Below are 17,857 nucleotides of genomic sequence, written 5' to 3'. Positions count from 1 at the left end.
GTTTCGGCTTTTTTCGACCATTTTCGCCAGCCGCGTCTGGGTAAAAATTGAAACTGTAGATTGCTGCAAAGCTTCTATTCTATCTGCTGCGGTTGCTTTTTTAAAGCAACCGCAGCAGATATTCCGGATAATTCATCCATAATATACCATATCATAGTGTTCTCAGAATGTTGCTGTAAAGGCTCTAAAAAAAGCGTTCCGATTGTTAATATCGGAACGCTTTTTTGTTTCTTTGTGCATAGAAAAAATCTAAAGGGATTCGGGCCGGGGTTCAATATATCGGAATCCCCGGTAATTGGTGCGCATGGCTGACATTTGTGCGGGGGATTCCTCCGCACAAAGCGGGATCTGCTCTGCCGCGAAAGGCGGCTGCTCTGCCCGGCAGCACTCACACTGTCCCAGACCCTGCGGAAAGGTGAAGATATCACAAGGATCATATTTTTGCTTGATCGCCTTCAGCTCGGCCAAATGATATCCGTAATACTCGCTCTGATACCAGTAAAGCTGCGAATAGGGGAAATTCACATAAGACCCGGTCGTAAGCGGTATCAGACTCTGAAGCTGACGGTTGATCCACTCGGAATTCTCTGCGGCAAAGCGGTCGTCCTTCCAGATGGTTTCGAGCCATAGAATATAGTGTGCGTTGCGATGGAAAAAGGCCGTATCGTCTACACCGACTGCCGCCACCTGCCCACCCAGCGCATACATGGACAGCCCGGCATAGACCGAGCCCGGGGCACGCTGCTGAATCAGCCCTACGATGTTTTGAACCTCTTCCGGAATGAAATACCGGTAAACAAACCGGCTGACAGACTGAAAGCGTTCAAATTCCGGGTACGCAGCTCCGAGGATCGTTACCGCCTCCAGAAAGGTCATATACCGAATATCGGAAACCGCTCCCGGTATCGCCAGAAAAGCCTGGACGAGCTGCGCCGCTTCCGCGGCCTCTCCATAGAAAATGCCCCGAACCAGCATGGACAGGCCATCCGCCTCGGAATGATAGATTCTGGCCAGAAGCGTCAGCCGCGGATCCGCGCTGCCGATCCAGTCCTGCCAGGTCTGCAGAAATTGCGCCTGTGTTCCGACATTCGCACCGTAATAATCGATTTCGATCAGTGTCACATACTCGATGCGCGGGGGCAGCTGTAACGTCATGGAAACGACGACTCCGAAATTGCCGCCGCCTGCGCCGCGCAGGGCCCAAAGCAGATTGGGATTGTACAGACGGTTCGCTCGGATCAGCTGCCCTTCATCGCCGATCAGCTCTACCTCTTCTATACTGTCGCAGCCCAGCCCGAAATAGCGGCACGAAAGCCCCCAGCCGCCGCCCAGCGCATAGCCGCAGACGCCGACCGTCGGGCAGGTGCCCCCTGGAAAGGGATACCCTCTTGAAGACACATAGTCATACAGCTGCCGGTTCGTCACGCCGCCCTGTATGCGTACGGTCTGCCGCTGCTCATCGAGTTCTATTCCGTTCATCTCGCTGACATCGATCACGAGAACGCAATTGCCATTCGAATACCCCTCGTAATTATGGCCGCCGTTGCGAACGCGCAAAGGTACGCCGTTTCGCCTGGCCCACAGCACCGCATGAGAGACATCCTGCGCGGTACGGCAATAATTGATGATAAGCGGAAACTGCTGCACCGCACGATTCCAGTCTTGTCGGTCACTATGATAGGAAGCGTCGCATGGCGTTACAATGCGTCCGCTCAACCTTTGGTAACACTCATTATACACATACGCCCTCCTTTTTCTCTTTTCAAAAATAAACAAAAAGAGGTGTTCTATTATATGAATCGCTGCGTTTACCGTTTAATTGCGCGTTGTGGGAAGCCATTTCACATCGCTTCCTGAAAGTGGTTACAGCAACTGCTTAAAGCCCCAAAGGAGCAGCACAACCTACTGTGCCGCTCCTTTGGGGCTTCCTTTTTAGAATCCGTTTTACTTTTCAATTCCACAGATTTGTTTTTTATAAACGCTGCGGAACAGGGTTCACGTGAACTTTGAATCCTGGCCTTTCAAATCATAGGTGGTTGCGAATCTGATTCGCATATCCGTCCAGCAGTTTTGCATATTCCACAATTTGCTGCTCATTGAAGCGCAGAGAAGGGCCGGAAAGGCTGATTCCGCCAATCACCTGATTGCGTCCGTTGCAAATCGGGACCCCCACACATTTGATTCCGTATTCATGCTCCATATTATCTACCGAATATCCCACCGCACGAATGTGGTCGATCTCTTCGCGGAAACGCTGTGCGTCCGTTATGGTATATGGTGTAAATGCCTCCAGACCCGCCGCGATTACCTGCTCGATCATAAATGGCTCCATGCGGGAAAGAATCGCTTTTCCAAGACTGGTGCAGTACATTGGCGCCACAACGCCCTTGATCGATCGCACCGACATCGCGCCCTTTGGAAAAGCCGCCTCCAGATAAATGATGTTTGTCCCGTAAGGGGTTGCCAAAAAAACCGTCTCACCGGTTCGGTCTGTCAACTCTTCCAAAAACGGGCGGATCACACGCCCAAAAACATCGTTCTGACTCAGCGCATTGCTCCATTCCAAAATTTTCAAGCCCAGGCGATACTGGCTGGTTTTGGGATTCTTTTCCACCACTCCGCAGGATTCAAATGTACTCATTATATTATAAACACTGCTCTTTAACATTCCGCTCAGCTCAGCCAGTTCACTGATTCCCCGTTCCGGATGGGCGGAATTAAAATAATCCAACAGCTTTACCGCTTTATAAAGCGAACGAACTTTTACTCCCTCGGGATAATTTTCTTCGTTAGACATTTTGTAATTCCTCCAAAATCAGTCGTGATCTAAGATGCAGAGAGCCTTGTTCCACATAATAGAACTATATTCATCTATTATAAATTAACTTTTGAAAAAGTCAATTCTCTCTTATAGAATTAAATTCGGTTTTATCTGCAGAGAAAGAAATTTATCATTTTATTGGATGTTTTATATATTTTTATAAATAATTTTAAAAACAACTTGACATATATGTAAAACTAAAGTAAAATCAAAATAGAAGAACACCGTTCATTAATAATGAACACGCAGCTGTTTAGCATTTTAAAAAGCGGAATTTAACCTAACATTTCAGCTTGGAGGGACTACCGTCTATGAGTACAAACTTTGCGCACGGGGCGTGGCCAACAATGATTACCCCGTTTAACTGTGATAATGAAATTGATTATAACGCACTTGGTGCGCTGATCGAATGGTATATTGAAAACGGAGCAGACGGATTATTCGCAACCTGCCAGTCCAGCGAAATCTTTTATTTGTCTTTGGAAGAGCGGGTGAAGCTCACCAAATTTGTGAGGGAAAAAGCCGCCGGACGAATCCCGGTGATCGCCTCGGGTCATGTTTCCTACGATTTGAAGGATCAGGCCGAAGAACTCAATCGCATTGCCGAAACAAATGTGGATGCTGTCATCCTCATCAGCAACCGGCTTGCGGCAGAAAATGAAAGTGACGACATCTTTATCGAACGCTTGGAACGCCTGCTTGAACAATTGCCGAAAGACGTTAAACTGGGCTTTTATGAATGCCCGGTTCCTTATAAGAGAGTGTTGACGCCTACCATTTTGAAATACTGCATCTCCACCGGTCGTTTCGCATTTTTAAAAGATACCTGCTGCGATATGGAACGGATTCGGGAAAAACTCGAAATTTTAAAGGGCAGCGGAATACACCTGTTCAACGCAAATACGGCCACTTTGGTAGAAAGCATGAAACACGGCGGTTCAGGCTACAGCGGCGTAATGGCAAATTTTCAAATGAAGCTGTATTCCTGGCTGGTAAAGCACTGGCAGGATGACCCTGAAACAACTGATTTCTTACAGAATATTTTAACGGCGTGTTCTTACATAGAACTGAAAAATTACCCCGCAAATGCAAAGTGCTATCTGAATATGGTCGGCGTACCGATGAAAGAAAGCGCACGAAAAGGCAGGCAGAGCATACAAACCTCAACAGAACTGCTTGAGCTTTCTCAACTGGCCCAGCTTACGAAAAGGCTGGAGGCAACACTCGGAATTTCGTAAATTTGCAGTTGCCGTACCGAACAGGGAGGTCCAGGAACAGTAACTGTAAAAAATATTTGGGAGGAAAAAGAAATGAAAAAAATTATTGCCGTTTTGGCAAGCGTTGCAATGCTTTCTTCTGTGTTTTCCGGATGCTCAGGAGGCAATCAACAGACCAGCACCTCTTCCGGAGCCGCTTCAGGCGGCACATCCGCCCCGGTAAGCATCAATTACTACGGCGGCTGGACCGGTGGAGACCTGGACAAAATGAGCGCTTTGGTCAAGAAGTTTAACGAGGGCCAGAGCGAGGTACAGGTTACCTTCACCTCTTTGCAGTGGTCGCAGATGTTTACGAAATTCCTTGCGGACTATCAGGCCGGCTCCACTCCGGATGTCGTTGCCATGCACTCGTTTGAGCTCGGGCAGTTTGTCGACATGGGCGTTCTGAGTTCCGACGCCATCAAGAGCCTGAACCTGAGCTCCAGCGATTACATCAAAACCGCCTGGGACGGCACCATTCTGAATGATGTGCAGTACGGCGTACCGCTGGATGTGAACATGCACGCTTTGTATTACAATAAGGATCTGTTCAAAGCGGCGGGCATTGCCAGCGCCCCCACCAATAAGGAAGAGCTGATTGCGGCTGCGCAGAAGCTCACCATCGATGCCAACGGAAAAAATGCTACGGAAAGTGGCTTTGATGCTGCGAACATCAAGCAGTACGGTTTTGGCTTTCTGCAGAACCATCATGCGTTCTATCAGGCTTTTGCACTGATGAACCAGCAGGGCTATAATCCCTTCACAGACGACATGACCACCCTTTCTCTCGACAGCGAGAAAACTTCCGCCGCCTTCCAGTTCCTGGAGGATCTTGTCTACAAATACAAGGTAACACCCGCCGGCGAAAAATCCCCCATCGATGACTTCAAGGCCGGCTCCGTTGCGATGGTAATCGACGGCAACTGGCAGCTCTCCGGCGTAGACAGCGCCGCTAAATTCGATTGGGACACCGCCGCTTACCCGCAGATTTTCAGCGAAAAGGCAGTATGGGGCGCATCTGAACTGCTGGCAATCCCGAACAACAAGGATGCCGACAAAGTCAAAGCCGCCCAAACCTTCATCAAATGGCTCTCCGACAACTCTGCCGAATGGGCACTTTCCGGTCAGATTCCCGCCAACGTAAAGGCACAGCAGGCCGCAACGAAGATCAAGGGCATTGAGGCCTATAACAGCGAGCTGGATTATGTCAAGTTCCTGCCTGCACACAAGAAATCCGTCAAGGTATTCTCCAGCGCGGCTCCGAGCCCGATTCTCACCGCCGCTCAGAATGCGATGCTGAACGACAAGGACCCGGCTGAAATTACAAAGCAGCTTGAGAGCGATATCAATAAAGTTCTGGCAGGCTAACCTGGTTTCTTTCGGCGGGCATCCTCCAACAAGGCTGCCCGCCCTTTTATTAGAATGTTGTTCCTCATCTAAGGAGTGATAAGCGTATGTCCAACAGACAAACGAGCTCGGGCGAAGCCGCCCAGAATCTGAACCGCACCAAAGGAACAAAACCGCTGAGAGCCTCACAGGGGAAAATCGCAGCGCTGTTTTTGCTGCCGTATCTGGCGGTGTTCTTCGTATTCCGCCTTGGGCCAAGCATTGCGGGGATTGCCATCAGCTTCTGTAAATGGGATCTTGCCGGGTCGCTGTCCTTTATTGGAATTGATAACTTCAAACGCATGCTGACCGACAGCAATTTCCACACCTCCATCATCAATACGCTCATCTTTTTTGTTCTGACATTACCTCCCCTGATTATCCTCAGCCTTCTGCTCGCTAATTTTTTCAATAAAAAAATGCGCGGAAGAAACGTCGGCAGAGTTGTCGCCATCATCCCATATGTCCTGATTCCGGCAGTCGTCGGCATTATCTGGAACTGGATGTATGATAACAATTTCGGTATTTTGAACTTTTACATAAAGAAAATGGGAGGATCTGCAATACACTGGCTGACAGATGAGCATGTGGCCCTTATTTCTGTTGCCATTGTCATCATTTGGTCCTTTTTAGGATATAACACCATTCTGTTTCTTGCAGGTCTTCAGGGAATCCCGAAGGAGCTGTACGAGGCGTCTTTAATTGACGGGGCCACGCGTTTTCAAACCTTTATGAAAATTACCCTGCCGCTCTTAAAACCGACAACCTCTATGGTAGTCACTCTGACGATGGTGAACACTGTACAGCTGTTTGACCAGATTTATGTCATGACAAACGGCGGGCCAGGCACCTCTACCCTGACGATGGTGCAGTACCTGTATACCTCTGCGTTTCAAAACTACGAGATGGGCTATGGTTCAGCGATTGAAGTTGCCGTACTCATCATCCTTGTCATCATGATCTTCATTCAGAACAAATTGCTAAAAGTGGACGAAGGGGTGTAAAAAATGGAAAAGGGAATGAGACAAAGCTTAAAATACATTCTTCTCATCGTGATCTGTGTTGTGTTCCTGTTTCCCCTCGTCTGGGCGCTGGCCTGCTCTATCAAGCCTGAGAGTGAAATTCTCAGTTACCCTCCCAAATGGATTCCGGACACCTTCACTGTTTCCAACTATACCACCGTGCTGGAAAAATATCCCTACCTTTCCTGGGGGGCGAACAGCCTGATTACAGCCGTTTGCGGTACGCTGATGATTCTTTTTCTGTCGTCTCTTGCGGCTTATGCGCTCGGGCGCTTTGAATTCCGCGGGCGCAAACTGATTTACGGCACGATCGTTACGATGCTGCTGATCCCCATTCAGGCATACATGATCCCGTTGTATTTGATGTGCGCCAAGATCGGCCTGCTCAACACCTATGCCTCCATCATCTTCCCTTCGGCGGCAAACGTCACCAGTATTTTTATACTGACGAGCTTTTTCAAAGGTCTGCCGCGTGAGCTGGAGGAAGCCGCCCGGATCGACGGCTGCGGTGAGTTTACGATTTTCCTGAAGATTATGCTGCCGCTGTCCAAACCGGCACTTTCTACCGTTACCATTTTGACCTTTATCGCAAACTGGAACAGCTTCTTGTGGCCGATGATCGCCATCCGCTCCGACAAGATGCTGACCCTCCCTGTCGGGATCGCTCAGTTCATGGGTTCGGTAAACTCCAATGCGCAGTTCCAATACGGCACCGCACTGGCGGCCTGCTGTATGGCCATTATTCCAACCATGATTGTCTTCCTGCTGCTGCAGCGGTATTTCGTGGAGGGAATTGCAACGTCGGGGATTAAGGGGTGACACAAAATGAAAACAGACACTGCCAGACTGTTCCGGCAGATCGAAAAAGAAAGTATTCTGGGGGAACAGCCTCCGTTTGAATCCTGCCACGCTTCTTCTCTGGCCATTCTTCCAAACGGCGACTTCTTCTGTGTTTGGTTCGCCGGCAGCCGCGAGGGGGCGGATGACGTCGCTATTTGGGGCGCAAGGCGCAGCGGCGGTAGCTGGCAAAAACCGCAGATTCTTCAGCAGAACGGCCTGCCTCACTGGAACCCGGTCCTCTTTGTGCAAAAGGACGGTTCCGTCTGGTTATTCTTTAAAATCGGAAGAGAAATTTCCTCCTGGCAAACCTGGGTTTCCATATCCCAGGACGGCTGCCGCACATGGTCGCCCGCGCGCGAGCTTGTCCTCGGTGACGTCGGCGGCCGCGGCCCCGTGCGCAATAAGCTGATTCTACTTTCGAGCGGACGCTGGCTGGCTCCGGCATCGCTGGAAAACGGGCAATGGCGCAGCTTTGCCGACCGCTCGGATGACGAGGGAAAAACCTGGAGCAAAAGCAGCGAGGTTTTCATCCCCCTTGCCGGAACAGGAACAAAAAGCAAAACCTATCAGGAGATTCCGGTTTCAGAACAATCCTTCACCGGCCGGGGCGCCATTCAGCCCACCTTGTGGGAATCCGCGCCCGGAAAGGTACATATGCTCATGCGCACGTCGGAGGGCTTTATCGCCCGCAGCGATTCACAGGACGGCGGCGAAACCTGGTGTGAGGGCTATGCCACAAGCCTGCCGAACAACAACAGCGGAATCGACCTTGCCCGAACGGCGGACGGACGTCTTTTCCTGGTTTACAATCCGGTAGGCGAAAGCTGGGGCCCGCGCTTTCCCCTGCGCCTGGCTCTTTCAGAGGACAACGGACAGACTTGGGAGGATGTTTACACGCTGGAGGAAGCAGAGGGAGAATATTCGTATCCTTCGGTCAATTGCAGCGGAAATTCCCTGTTTGTCACCTACACCAACTGCCGAAAGGACGTTTCTTTCTGGCGTTTTGAGCTGGAGGAACGAGGAAAGGAAGCGAGGTTATGATCTACGACCATCGCAGCAACCTGCTTTCTTATCGCGGGCTGTCTCCGTTGTTTGATCTTGCGCTGCGATACCTGGAAAAAACAGACCTGACTGCTCTGGAACCGGGGAGATACCCGATTGACAGTGATTCGGTTTTTGTGCTGATTCAATCGCCCTGCACCCGCAGCCGAACAGAAAGCCGTTGGGAGTCGCACAGGCGTTACATCGATATTCAATATTTAATCTCCGGCAGAGAGCAAATCGGGTTTCAAAACACCGGCCTGCTTGCTGTGGAGGAACCGTATAATACAGACCGGGATATTGCGTTTTACCGGGATAACGGACAGGGGTTCTTTGTGCCGATGGCACCGGAAAGCTTTGTTGTCTGCTTTCCGCAGGACGCCCACATGCCCCTTGTGTGCGCAGATGCCCCGGAGCCAATCAAAAAAGCGGTCATAAAGATAAAAATACCCCAATGAAATTCCTGAGAAAGAAGAGATCAATATGTCACGAAAACCGAAAATACTTGTCGTTGGCAGTTTTGTGATGGACCTGATCGTAAAGACGGGACACTTCCCCAATGCGGGGGAAACGGTACTGGGGCTGGACTATCAGACGGCGCCTGGCGGAAAGGGAGCAAATCAGGCGGTTCAGGCGGCCCGCCTTGGCGCGCAGGTAACGATGGCCGGAAGAGTCGGGGACGATGATTTTGGACGCCGGTTGATCGCCTCCTGCCGGGAAACGGGCGTTAACACTGAGTTCGTTTCTGTGGACAGCACAACATATTCCGCCATTGGCAACGTGCAGCTTGAGGTTCAGAACGGAACCACACGCAACCGCATCATTGTGGTTTCCGGCGCCAATATGGCGACCCGCCCGGAGGACGTCGCGTTCCTGAAAGATTCTATCGCCGAATACGATATGGTGATGCTCCAACTGGAAATCCCCATGCAGATCAACGAGCTGGTCGCCGCGTATGCTTATGAAAAGAATGTTCCGGTCATGCTGAATTCCGCGCCCTCCGCCCCGCTTTCCGATGAACTGCTCTCGCATTTGACCTATATTTCGCCCAACGAGCATGAGGCGGCCGACCTGACCGGTGTCCCTATTCGAAAAGACGGGAAGCAGGTGAATATGGACGATGTTCATAAGGCCGCGGATACTTTGCTGGCAAAGGGCGTCAAGAACGTTGTGATTACACTTGGGAATGCCGGCGCCGTTGTGGCAAATAAAGAAGCGTTCCTTTATGAACCGTGCATCGATGTGGTGGAGGTAAAAGACCCGACCGCGGCTGGAGATTCCTTTGTGGGTGCGTTTACCGCCTCGGTTTGTGCGGGGCTCAGCCATAAGGATGCGCTCCATTTTGCCAACTACACCGCAACGCTCACGGTTTCGCGTATGGGCGCACAGCCGTCCCTGCCAAAGCTGGAAGAAATCATTGCGCTCATGCAGCAGGAAAACGATCTGACCTTCAGCCTTTCGGCTCTGGATGGTCTGAAATAGAAGGGAGACATATATACTATGATACCAGAAGGAACTCGCCAGGCCCTGCGTCAATTTCAGCAAACATCTGCCGAAGAGATCGGTCACTTTATCCCATCCATCACGCCGGAAAGCCTGGAACCGGCTGCCGAACTGATTATTCAGGCGCAAGAAAACGGAGGCCGTGTTCATATTACAGGCATCGGAAAGCCCTCTCATGTAGCCGCTTACATGGCCTCTCTGCTCTCTTCTACCGGCACCCCGACCTATTTTCTGCATGGGACTGAGGCTGTGCACGGCTCCTGCGGTCAGCTTGTCGCCGGGGATGTGGTCATCTGCATCTCCAACAGCGGAGAAACCGCGGAACTGAAAGCTACCGTAACCGCCATCAAAAACAACGACTGCCATGTCATTGCCGTTACAGGCAACCCTGAATCCTGGCTGGCAAAGAACGCCGAGGCGACATTGCTGGCCAATGTCACACAGGAGAGCGGCCCGCTGAACCGCGCGCCCCGTGCTTCGATCCTTGCGGAAATGTATGTATTGCAGGCGCTGAGCGTCTATTTACAGGCCGTACGCGGCTTAACTCCGCAGGAATATGTTCGGTGGCACCCCGGCGGAACCCTGGGGCAGCTTCGGGACAACGAAAGATAAAAGGAGGGACTGAGCATGCTGAAATCCGGATGTATTCATCCCGGGATCATGAGCGCACTTTCCCTATGCGGGCATGGGGATAAAATTTTGATCGCCGACGGAAATTATCCCCTGAACGCAAAGAGCGGAGACGCTGCCAAAGTATATTTGGGGCTGACGGAAGGAATCCCGACCGTCACAGATGTTTTAAAAACACTTTTGGATTGCATCAATGTTGAAAAAGCCGAGGTCATGCTTTCCGATGGCGAAGAACCTAAAATTTTCGGTGAATTCCGCACTCTTCTCAACGGCCTGGAGCTGGACGGTATCGACCGCTTTGGTTTTTATGACGCATGTGAGCAGCCCTGTGTCTGCCTTGCAATCTCTACCGGCGAAAAGCGTACCTTTGCCAATATCTTGATTACGGTCGGTGTTGCCTGAACCCTCTTTTCTCCGCGATCGACAAGTCTGAGGAGAAGCAAAAAGGCCGATACTTTAATTGAAAAACAGCAGTGATCCCCCGCCTATGGCGGGGGATCACTGCTGTTTGCTATAAGACCATCTGAAAGGAAATGGCCTCTAACAGAATCGTTCTAAAGGGAATTGATACGAAAAAGGTACAATTGTGAATCGGATTCTTCTGGCGGCGAGCACCATGCAGACCAAGTGCTACCCGGTAGCCTGCTGCATGTATTTATATTCTCGTGCAGGATTCGTTTAAAACAGTTCGGATTCCATCCGGACTCAGGTTCAAAATCAACTCCTGCGGAAAACCGACTTCTTCTAGTAAGGCATACGCTTCCTCAAAGCGGCCCACATCGTACCAGATATGCGCGTCGCTCCCTAAAATCACAGGCGCCCCGAAGCGTTTGCAGGTGTTCAAAAGCACTTTGGCGTTTTCCCTGCCATTGAGCCGCGTGGAATCGGGGATCAGGGAAGAATTGTTGAGCTCCAATGCTGCTCCAAGCTCTTTGGCCGCCTGTACCAGCGCTTCGTAATCCAGGGGATACCGGCTGTCGTCGGGGTGTGCAATGATTTTCACATAAGGGTTCTTCATCGCGCCGATCAGCGCCGCCGTGTTCTGTTCGGCAGTCCCGCTTTGAATGCATGGGGTGTGCAGGCTTGCCATAACGTAATCCATTTTTTGAAGCAGGGATTCCTCTACATCGATCGTCCCGTCAAAATCACAGATATTCGCTTCTATGCCGCAGAAAACCCGGATCCCCTCCACGGATTTCTGTACGACTTTATAATTAATAAAGACATTCGGATTCGCCCCGGGCATTTTTTCCGCGTGATCGCTGGTACCGATTGCCCAAAGGCCTTTCCGCCCTGCCTCTTCTATATTCTCTTTCAGGGTGCTGAACGCGTGGCCGCTAGCCAGCGTATGCGTATGAAGATCAAACAATGCCTTCAATCTATCTCCTCCTTTTTGGTGAGAACCACCGTTTCATTTAAGTCATAGCTGGCCTGGATGGGTGCATACACCGTAATCAGGCTTCCGGCGCTTTCAACGGAATAATGAACCTCTCGCCCGCAATACTGCCGGTTCCTGATTTTTCCGAGGATTCCGTTCCCCTGCTTTTCAATTTGGAGCTGGTCTGGCCGCACGGGATACAGCCCCAGCTTCTTGAGCTCCGGCCCGACGGTTCGGCCGCGGAAACAGACACGCGAGCTTTCCTCGTAAAAGCGGTCGCTGTCCCAGGTACCCCGAAACAAATTGTATTTGCCAACGAAAGTCGCGGCGAACGGCGTACGGGGGTGCAGATAAATTTCTTTGGGCGTGCCGACCTGCTCCACTTCGCCGTCTTTCAGGATCATGATGCGGTCCGCCATGGCAAGCGCCTCGCTTTGGTCGTGTGTGACATACAGAATCGTCGCCCCGGTCATGCGGTGAATATCCTGAATTTCTTTTCGCATGCTGATTTTCAGCTCCGCGTCCAACGCGCTGAGGGGCTCATCCATCAGCAGGATTTTCGGCTTTGTGATAATGGCCCTCGCCAACGCAACACGCTGTTTCTGCCCGCCGGACAGTTCATCAGGGTAGCGGCCGGACAGCGCCGCAAGGCCGACGCTCTCCAGCGTACGGTCAATCAGCTTCTGCTTTTCCGCCGCATCCATCCGCGCGTATTTCTTTTGCCGCAGGGGGAATTCCGCGTGCTGGCGCACCGTCATATTGGGCCACAGCGCAAACGACTGAAACACCATTCCCAGATCCCGACGCTCCACCGGAACGCATTCCTTTGAAGAAGAGTATAACACATCTCCAGCACAAATAGAACCTTCGGTGGGCTGCTCAAAGCCGCCCACCAGCCGCAGCAGGGTGGTTTTGCCGCAGCCGGAGGGGCCAAGGATACAGACAAACTCGCCGTCCTCGATTTCAACAGACACCTTTGACAAGGCCGGATGATCGCCGTATTTTTTCGATAAACCGCTGATTTTCAGGCTCATAAAGCAGACTCCTCCATCTTGTGGGATACTTTGAAAGGATACTGGCGGAACAGCCCCGCATTCTGCCTTTTTTCGTGCTTCCCCTTTTTCACCGGCTCCCGGCACACATACTGAACCAGTGCATATCCGCAAACGATCAGAAGAACGATCAGAACGGAAAACGCGTATGCAAGGTTATAATCGCCGGATTGCTGCAGGTTAAACACGCTGAGTCCAATCGTTTTGGTTCCGGCGGACGCCAGGATGGAAGACAGCGTCATTTCGGTCAGGGCAGAAACAAAAATCAGAAGAGAGCTGGATATGGTCTGCCGGAACAGCAGCGGGATCAGAATTCTTTTCCACATCCGCGCGTTCCCGCTACCCGATACATGCGCCGCTTCCTCCAGCGACGGATGGATGGACAGCATTGCCGCCGAGCTTCCTTTCACCTGAAGAATTAAATACCTTGTCACATAAGAAACCATCAGGATTTGGATGCTGCCATAGACGCCCGGAATCGCAGACCAGTGAAAGATCATGGCCAGCGCCAGCACGATGCCCGGAATCGCGTAGGTCAGGGATGCGCAGGCTTCCAGCAGTCGAACCGCCGGGCCGCTCCCGTGCAGCTTGTGATACGCTGCCGCCGTGCCGACTAGAATACAGACCGCGCAGGTGATCAATGAAAGCATCAGGCTGTTGCCGATGGCGCTGGATATGCCGCTGTTCATAAACAGGAACTGGTAATTTTGCAGCGAGAAATTCTTGACAGAAAAGCTTTGACCGTAAAGATCCTGAAAGGAAGCGGCAGTCATCGTGAGCAGGGGGACCAGATCGATGATTGCAAAAATCCCTATGCCGATCCATTCCACCCATCTTCTTGTCTGATCCTTCAAAATAATGCGCTCCGAAAAATCCGCGCGGATACTGTCGGCCTGCTTTTCTTTTTGAGAAAAGGCGGAGATTCCCAGCGACCCGGCGATCGCCACAACGGACAGCATGACAGACAAGGCGGAGGCCATCGAAAAGGACTGTGACCCAAAGCTGATCGCCTTTTCATAAATATAGGTACTGAGCACCGGAATAGAGGCCGGAATCCCGAGAAAAGCCAGAACGGAAAAATTATCGATACACGAAAGAAAGGCCAGCACACTGCCGCCGATGATCGCCGGGGCCGCCTGCCGAAGATTGATCCGAAACAGCGTTTCCCACTGGCCGCAGCCCGAAGCACGGGCGGCCCACTCCAAATCCCGGGGGATTTTCCGCAGCATGTTGACGGTAGTGAGGTACACCAGCGGAATATTGCAGATCCCGAGGATGAAGATGATCCCACCCAGTGAATACAGGTTCACAGGGCCAAGGTGCAGCAGCCGCAGGAGCTGGTTCATTCCGCTGTTCCCGGCCAGCGCGCTGGTCCACGAGATCGTGATCACATAGGATGGAATGATAAAGGGAGCCAGCACGAGCAGCTCCAGCAGCTTTTTGCGCCTGACATTCAAATAAGCGACGATAAAGGCAAACAGAACGCCCAGAACGGTGGAAAGCGCGGTGGCCGCCAGGGAGATGATCACCGTGTTCCCAATGGCCCGAAGCGTGCGCGGCTCCTGGAGCAACGCGGTGTAATTGCCGAAGCTGAAACTGCCGTCGTCCTGTGTAAAGCTCATCAGCACCAGCCGACACAGCGGAACCAAAAACAGAAAGGCAACTGCAATGCAGCCAACTGTTTGAAGCATCAGATTCCTTTTCTTCATTTCTCTAAACCTCCAAAAAGGCTGCGGAAAACCGCAGCCTTACATGCATTCACCCGGTTTTTAACCAAACAGTTTGCTGAACTCTTCTTTGTCGCCGTCCCGTGTTTTGACCAGCTCAGAAATATCGTAAGTAAGATTCTTGATTTCATCGACGGATTTAAATCCCTCCGGCGCCTTGATTCCGGACTTGATCGGCGTGTACCCAATGACAGAGGTTGTCGTCTGGCCGTCGTCGGACAAAATAAAGTCCACAAACGCTTTGGCCTGTGCTTCATTGGGGGTTCCGTTCACAATTCCGATCGGTTCGGTCACGCTCAAAGAACCTTCGCTGGGGTAAATAAACTCGACCGGCGAGCCTTTTGCCTTATCGCGCAGCGGCAGATAGTCCACAACAATTCCGCAGGATTTCTGACCGGCCAGCACCGCTTTTTCCACAGCGCCGTTGCCCTGCTGTACAGAAACTCCGTTTGCTTTCAGGGATTTGTAGAAATCCCAGCCGACACCGTCTGTTCTGACCAGAACACCAAGGTTATAAGCGGCGGCGCCAGAGTACAGCGGGCTCGGCATGATCAGGTTGTCCTTGTAGGAAGCGTCCGTCAGGTCTTTGTAGCCGGCCGGCGCTTTTTTGACCATGTCGGTATTGATGACGATCCCCGTGGAAATGATTTTGGTGCCGGTATACGTATGTTCCGCATCGTAATAATCGCTGCTGATCCCCTTGAGCTCGGGGGACTCATAGCTCATCAGCAGATTTTCGGACTTGAGGGCTTCAAAGGTGGCTGCATCGGCAACCAGAAGCAGGTCTGCCTTGACCGCGCCGGCCTTTTTCTCCGCAAGGATTTTGCTGACGACCTCTTCGGTACCGCTGCGGAACACATTCACCTTTACGTCGGGCTGCTTTTGGTTGAACGCTTCGATCAGGGCCTGTACATCCTGTTCCGGCTGAGAGGTGTAAAGCGTTACCTCTCCCTTCAGGTTCTCCGGCTGCTGTGGCGCAGAGGAATTCTGAGCGGACGGCGCCGCGCCGCCCTGCGAGGAAGTGGTGCCGGTCCCGGAACACCCTGCAAAGCCCGCCAGCATACACAAAGCAAGGATTCCCGCCACAATTTTTTTGTTTGATTTCATTTCAGACTCTCCTTTTGATTGTTTGGATATATTTCATGTTTTCGTACAGCATGGTATATTCCTTTGATCGATCGAGACCTTCTACCACCATAGGAAGATGGCTGTCCTCTAAAATCGGCCACAGCTCCGGGAACGAAAAATCCCCATCCGAAAGTAGTGTGTGGTACTTGCTGCCGCGGCGGTTGCTGATATGCAGCTTTGATATTCGGGGAAGCTTCCAGAGAAAATCCTGTACCTCTGCTGCATCGTCACAGTGGGCCACATCTACCGTATAAGAAAATTCCGGGTACAGGTCGCGCGTCAGCTCCTGAATCTGCCGGCGTGAGGTCATCAATTCCTTCGGGATTTTCTCCATCACCTCCAGCGATACGTCCACATTCTTGCCGCGCGCATACGAAAGAAGCTCCGTCAGGCCCTGATATGTAAGCTCCCGGTAAAAGGGAAGCTCCCCGCAAAGCGATTCGCGCGGCGGATGCACGGTGATTTCCGGGGCGTGCAGCTTGCCGGCCAGATCGATGGAAGCCTTGATTTCACGGATCGAAGCCTCCCGAATGCACCGGTTCATCGAAGCGAAATTCAAATCCCATGTTTTACTGTGGACAAAAGCCTCGATTTGGCATTCATCCATCAATCGATGGCATTCCTTCTCACAATAGTCCCGGCTTTCAAACTGCTGCGCCCAAAATTCGATTCCCTGTGCGCCAAGCGTGCAGGCAGCCTGAAACAGTTCGGGCAGGGCCGCATTCCACATCAGCGTGGAAGAAAAATAAATTGGATTCACAGCTGTCCCCCCTCTCAATGCTGAATTCATCATATTCCCTCAACATTAAAATCACATTATCAAACCGTTATGCTATGATTAATAATTTTCATAAATTTTTTATTGGAAAATTACTTTCATTTTTGAGGGAAACCCTTATAATAAAAAAAAGAAGGGGGAATCCGTATGATCCATTTATCCGATATCAATCAAGAAGGCTTTACCAAAGCAGACCATCTGATCCTGAATTATCTGATGAGCAACGAAACTGCGCTTTACTGCGAAACGGCAAGCGATATTTCTAAAAAAGTGGGGGTAAGCCTCGCGACTGTCGGCAGGTTCTGGCCGAAAATCGGGTTTGACAATTTCAAGGAGTTTAAAAGGGCACAGCTCTCCCAAAGCAGCACCACCCCGGCCTCAAAGGTAAAAAACACCCTTTCTTCTCTGACCGGCTCAGACCGGGCGCCCTCTGACTGGATGGTAAAAAACATCGACATGCTGGTGAACACACTGGAAAAAACGATGAAGCTGATATCGCCCGAGGCGATTGAAACGGCGGCGGACCTGATTGCACAAAAGCAGAAAATCTATGTTTTCGCACCGGACGCTTCCTTTGGGATCGCCCATGTGATGAAATACCGCCTGCGCCGATTCGGAATCGAGCTGATCTTGATGGAGGGTGGGTCAGCCCTATATGAATCCCTGAATAATATCCGAAAGGAAGATCTGGTTCTCATCTTCTGTTTTGGCCGCGTTTTGGCAGAAACGACGGTACTGCTTACTCAAAAGAGCTATGTGGGATTTTCCTGCGTGATTTTCAGCGATCTTCTGGCGAACGGGCTCCAGAATTCGGAAGCCTTTCTCTACTGCTACCGGGGGGAGCCAACGGAATATCATTCCATGGTCTCTTTGATGGCCGTTGTTGACAGCCTGATCATTAAAATTGCCATGGAATCCTTTGATTCCATGGCAAGGATCAATCAATTGAATGATTTGAGAAATAAATATCAGAAATATATTCGCCGGTAATTAAAAAGCGCTTGTTGAAACGGACGGCAAAACGCTTTCGTGATTTCCATTTAAAATCAAAGTGACTATGTCTTTCAAGGTAAATCATTTTGATTGGATTTTAACCAGATGATAAGGTCAAAAGGGATAAAAGAATCCGCCACGAAAAATCCGAATTCAGAAAATCGTCTGAGAAACAGAAAGGACCGCCGGAACAGTACCGGCAGTCCTTTCTTTATGTTTTCTCTTCTCGTTTTTTTCACGGCATGGCGAAAGCCGCATGATCTTAATACCCATAATACTCTCTCAAAAAAGCGTCTCCTGTT

Annotated in this window: 17 protein-coding genes; 10 read left to right on the top strand and 7 right to left on the bottom strand. The window is 51.1% G+C overall.

The genetic code is table 11. The features are described 5' to 3' along the window. Nucleotides 1-249: 249 nt before the first annotated feature. Together TY09_RS07430 and TY09_RS07425 are read right to left on the bottom strand one after the other, a co-directional pair. Nucleotides 250-1,740, bottom strand: coding sequence for an FAD-binding oxidoreductase (locus tag TY09_RS07430; RefSeq protein WP_242841454.1), 1,491 nt, complete (start codon nt 1,738-1,740; stop codon nt 250-252). A gap of 286 nt (nt 1,741-2,026) precedes the next feature. Continuing rightward, nucleotides 2,027-2,797, bottom strand: a complete 771-nt coding sequence (locus TY09_RS07425) for an IclR family transcriptional regulator (RefSeq protein ID WP_042432626.1) — start codon at nt 2,795-2,797, stop codon at nt 2,027-2,029. Nucleotides 2,798-3,132: 335 nt separating this feature from the next. Between TY09_RS07425 and TY09_RS07420 the strand changes: the two genes are divergently transcribed. From TY09_RS07420 to TY09_RS07380, 9 genes are all read left to right on the top strand, one after another. Further along, nucleotides 3,133-4,059, top strand: a complete 927-nt coding sequence (locus TY09_RS07420) for a dihydrodipicolinate synthase family protein (protein ID WP_042432623.1) — start codon at nt 3,133-3,135, stop codon at nt 4,057-4,059. A 72-nt stretch (nt 4,060-4,131) separates the two neighbouring features. Then, complete coding sequence (locus tag TY09_RS07415; protein WP_042432620.1) at nt 4,132-5,445, top strand: ABC transporter substrate-binding protein; 1,314 nt, start codon at nt 4,132-4,134, stop codon at nt 5,443-5,445. An 86-nt stretch (nt 5,446-5,531) separates the two neighbouring features. Beyond that, a complete protein-coding gene (locus TY09_RS07410) occupies nt 5,532-6,467 on the top strand; it encodes a carbohydrate ABC transporter permease (RefSeq protein ID WP_042432617.1) in 936 nt (311 codons plus the stop codon). 3 nt (nt 6,468-6,470) lie between these two features. Continuing rightward, complete coding sequence (locus TY09_RS07405; protein ID WP_009062661.1) at nt 6,471-7,304, top strand: carbohydrate ABC transporter permease; 834 nt, start codon at nt 6,471-6,473, stop codon at nt 7,302-7,304. A 6-nt stretch (nt 7,305-7,310) separates the two neighbouring features. After that, complete coding sequence (locus tag TY09_RS07400; protein WP_042432614.1) at nt 7,311-8,366, top strand: sialidase family protein; 1,056 nt, start codon at nt 7,311-7,313, stop codon at nt 8,364-8,366. Continuing rightward, a complete protein-coding gene (locus TY09_RS07395) occupies nt 8,363-8,824 on the top strand; it encodes a YhcH/YjgK/YiaL family protein (protein ID WP_042432611.1) in 462 nt (153 codons plus the stop codon). Before TY09_RS07400 ends, TY09_RS07395 begins: the two co-directional genes overlap by 4 nt. A gap of 25 nt (nt 8,825-8,849) precedes the next feature. Further along, nucleotides 8,850-9,848, top strand: a complete 999-nt coding sequence (locus TY09_RS07390; RefSeq protein WP_042432608.1) for a ribokinase — start codon at nt 8,850-8,852, stop codon at nt 9,846-9,848. Nucleotides 9,849-9,866: 18 nt separating this feature from the next. Then, entirely contained in the window at nt 9,867-10,481 is a 615-nt protein-coding gene (locus TY09_RS07385; protein ID WP_042432604.1) for a KpsF/GutQ family sugar-phosphate isomerase, read from the top strand. A 15-nt stretch (nt 10,482-10,496) separates the two neighbouring features. Continuing rightward, on the top strand, nt 10,497-10,901 hold the full coding sequence (locus tag TY09_RS07380) for an RbsD/FucU domain-containing protein (RefSeq protein WP_042432601.1): 405 nt from the start codon (nt 10,497-10,499) through the stop codon (nt 10,899-10,901). 253 nt (nt 10,902-11,154) lie between these two features. Here the strand turns inward: TY09_RS07380 and TY09_RS07375 are convergent, their stop codons facing one another. Genes TY09_RS07375 through TY09_RS07355 form a run of 5 tightly spaced genes read right to left on the bottom strand, consistent with a single transcriptional unit; the run spans nt 11,155 to nt 16,544 of the window. Continuing rightward, nucleotides 11,155-11,877, bottom strand: a complete 723-nt coding sequence (locus TY09_RS07375) for a phosphatase (protein WP_042432600.1) — start codon at nt 11,875-11,877, stop codon at nt 11,155-11,157. Further along, complete coding sequence (locus TY09_RS07370; RefSeq protein WP_042432598.1) at nt 11,874-12,911, bottom strand: ABC transporter ATP-binding protein; 1,038 nt, start codon at nt 12,909-12,911, stop codon at nt 11,874-11,876. Before TY09_RS07370 ends, TY09_RS07375 begins: the two co-directional genes overlap by 4 nt. After that, on the bottom strand, nt 12,908-14,638 hold the full coding sequence (locus tag TY09_RS07365) for an ABC transporter permease (protein WP_042432596.1): 1,731 nt from the start codon (nt 14,636-14,638) through the stop codon (nt 12,908-12,910). Before TY09_RS07365 ends, TY09_RS07370 begins: the two co-directional genes overlap by 4 nt. Nucleotides 14,639-14,698: 60 nt before the next feature. Beyond that, nucleotides 14,699-15,763, bottom strand: coding sequence for an ABC transporter substrate-binding protein (locus TY09_RS07360; protein ID WP_042432593.1), 1,065 nt, complete (start codon nt 15,761-15,763; stop codon nt 14,699-14,701). Nucleotide 15,764: 1 nt separating this feature from the next. After that, entirely contained in the window at nt 15,765-16,544 is a 780-nt protein-coding gene (locus TY09_RS07355; RefSeq protein ID WP_042432590.1) for a sugar phosphate isomerase/epimerase family protein, read from the bottom strand. A gap of 165 nt (nt 16,545-16,709) precedes the next feature. On the opposite strand from TY09_RS07355, the gene TY09_RS07350 reads away from it, so the two are divergent. After that, nucleotides 16,710-17,552 carry a MurR/RpiR family transcriptional regulator gene (locus TY09_RS07350; RefSeq protein ID WP_042432588.1) on the top strand — a complete coding sequence of 281 codons (843 nt, stop codon included), beginning with the start codon at nt 16,710-16,712 and terminating at the stop codon, nt 17,550-17,552. The last annotated feature ends 305 nt before the right edge of the window (nt 17,553-17,857 follow it).

It is taken from the genome of Faecalispora jeddahensis (assembly GCF_000577335.1).
Lineage (GTDB): Bacteria > Bacillota > Clostridia > Oscillospirales > Acutalibacteraceae > Faecalispora > Faecalispora jeddahensis.
This window is presented reverse-complemented; position numbering and strand designations above follow the sequence as displayed.

What these genes read in the sequence shown, in the direction of transcription:
- TY09_RS07425 (WP_042432626.1), bottom strand. Translation starts at nt 2,797, where the DNA reads ATGTCTAACGAAGAAAATTATCCCGAGGGAGTAAAAGTTCGTTCGCTT.
- TY09_RS07420 (WP_042432623.1), top strand. Translation starts at nt 3,133, where the DNA reads ATGAGTACAAACTTTGCGCACGGGGCGTGGCCAACAATGATTACCCCG.
- TY09_RS07415 (WP_042432620.1), top strand. Translation starts at nt 4,132, where the DNA reads ATGAAAAAAATTATTGCCGTTTTGGCAAGCGTTGCAATGCTTTCTTCT.
- TY09_RS07410 (WP_042432617.1), top strand. Translation starts at nt 5,532, where the DNA reads ATGTCCAACAGACAAACGAGCTCGGGCGAAGCCGCCCAGAATCTGAAC.
- TY09_RS07405 (WP_009062661.1), top strand. Translation starts at nt 6,471, where the DNA reads ATGGAAAAGGGAATGAGACAAAGCTTAAAATACATTCTTCTCATCGTG.
- TY09_RS07400 (WP_042432614.1), top strand. Translation starts at nt 7,311, where the DNA reads ATGAAAACAGACACTGCCAGACTGTTCCGGCAGATCGAAAAAGAAAGT.
- TY09_RS07395 (WP_042432611.1), top strand. Translation starts at nt 8,363, where the DNA reads ATGATCTACGACCATCGCAGCAACCTGCTTTCTTATCGCGGGCTGTCT.
- TY09_RS07390 (WP_042432608.1), top strand. Translation starts at nt 8,850, where the DNA reads ATGTCACGAAAACCGAAAATACTTGTCGTTGGCAGTTTTGTGATGGAC.
- TY09_RS07385 (WP_042432604.1), top strand. Translation starts at nt 9,867, where the DNA reads ATGATACCAGAAGGAACTCGCCAGGCCCTGCGTCAATTTCAGCAAACA.
- TY09_RS07380 (WP_042432601.1), top strand. Translation starts at nt 10,497, where the DNA reads ATGCTGAAATCCGGATGTATTCATCCCGGGATCATGAGCGCACTTTCC.
- TY09_RS07370 (WP_042432598.1), bottom strand. Translation starts at nt 12,911, where the DNA reads ATGAGCCTGAAAATCAGCGGTTTATCGAAAAAATACGGCGATCATCCG.
- TY09_RS07365 (WP_042432596.1), bottom strand. Translation starts at nt 14,638, where the DNA reads ATGAAGAAAAGGAATCTGATGCTTCAAACAGTTGGCTGCATTGCAGTT.
- TY09_RS07360 (WP_042432593.1), bottom strand. Translation starts at nt 15,763, where the DNA reads ATGAAATCAAACAAAAAAATTGTGGCGGGAATCCTTGCTTTGTGTATG.
- TY09_RS07350 (WP_042432588.1), top strand. Translation starts at nt 16,710, where the DNA reads ATGATCCATTTATCCGATATCAATCAAGAAGGCTTTACCAAAGCAGAC.